The 1378-nt window shown below is 64.9% G+C and carries 2 protein-coding genes; both read right to left on the reverse strand.

Annotation, left to right across the window (positions count from 1 at the left end):
* On the reverse strand, positions 1–509 hold a 509-nt coding region (locus ACLJRS_RS23560), incomplete at its 3' end, for a sodium ion-translocating decarboxylase subunit beta (protein ID WP_410957907.1).
* Between the two features lie 15 nt (positions 510–524).
* Positions 525–1378, reverse strand: an 854-nt coding sequence (locus ACLJRS_RS23565) for a biotin/lipoyl-containing protein (RefSeq protein WP_410957908.1), incomplete at its 5' end; no start/stop codon positions are given.

Here is a 1378-nt window from a genome sequence, read left to right on the forward strand (position 1 = left end):
ATGCCGAACTGCGCCGCCGCGCCGAGCAGCAGGGTGCGCGGGTTGGCCAGCAGCGGGCCGAAGTCGGTCATCGCGCCCACGCCCATAAAGATGACCAGCGGCGCGACACCGGAGCCAATCGCCACTTTATAGAACAGCGCCAGCACCCCCGGCGTGTAGCCCATGTCCACCGCCAGATTTTCCATCTGGCCCTGCACCGACGGCAGCGCCAGCGCTAATGCTTCCTTGATGGCGTGCACGTCCGGCGTGCAGTTGAGCTTCGCGGCAATCACCGCCAGCTGCCCGGCGTCGTGATGAGCCAGCAGGCTTTCCAGCGCGGTCAGCGCCATACCCGCTTCCGGGATGTTGGAAAGCAGGCCGCCGAAGCCTATCGGCAGCAGCAACAACGGCTCGAACTTCTTCGCAATTGCCAGCCACAGCAGCAGCAGGCTGACCAGCAGCATGATGGCCTGGCCTGTGCCAAGGTGCATCAGCCCCATGCCCTGAAGCAGGGCGTTCAGACTTTCCATTTCCGCTCCTCGTCCTTACGCCAGCGTCATCAGGGTGTCGCCGACGGAAACCGCATCCCCGGACTTCACCGCGATACCGCGTACCGTCCCGGCCTGCGCGGCGCGGATTTCGGTTTCCATCTTCATGGCTTCCAGAATCAGCAGCACGTCGCCTTCCGCTACGCTCTGCCCTTCGGTGGCTATCACTTTCCAGATATTGCCCGCCAGCGGCGCGGTAACCGGAGTGCCCGCGCTGGCCGAAGCCGGAGCCGCGACCGGCGCAGACGCGGAGACCTGGCTGATATCGCCGCCGTCGCTGACCTTCACCACAAAGGCTTTGCCTTCCACTTCCACGGTGTAGATACCGGAGGCGGCAGGCTTCTCTGCTTTTGCCACCGGCTGCGCGGTTTCCGCCTGCGGCACCGGCTCAAACGCCGCCGGGTTGTGGCGGTTTTCGAGGAATTTGAGGCCGATTTGCGGGAACAGCGCCACGGTGAGCACGTCGTCAATGGCGTTTCCCGCAAGCTGAATGCCCTTCTCCTGCGCCTGGCACCTGACGTCCGCTTCCAGTTCAGCCAGCTCCGGCTTCAGCAGGTCCGCCGGGCGGCAGGTCACCGGGGCAGCCCCTTCCAGCACACGGGCCTGCAGTGCCGCGTTCACCGGCACCGGAGTGTGGCCGTACTCGCCCTTCAGTATCCCGGCGGTTTCTTTGGCGATGGTTTTGTAGCGCTCGCCCGTCAGGACGTTGAGCACCGCCTGGGTGCCGACAATCTGCGAGGTCGGGGTGACCAGCGGGATAAAACCGAGGTCCTTGCGCACGCGGGGGATTTCCGCCAGCACCTGGTCGAGTTTGTCCGCCGCGTTCTGCTGCTTCAGCTGGCTTTCGAGGT

Origin of the sequence: Salmonella sp. SAL00670, assembly GCF_046552235.1 — a bacterium.
In the GTDB taxonomy this organism is placed as follows: domain Bacteria; phylum Pseudomonadota; class Gammaproteobacteria; order Enterobacterales; family Enterobacteriaceae; genus Salmonella; species Salmonella enterica.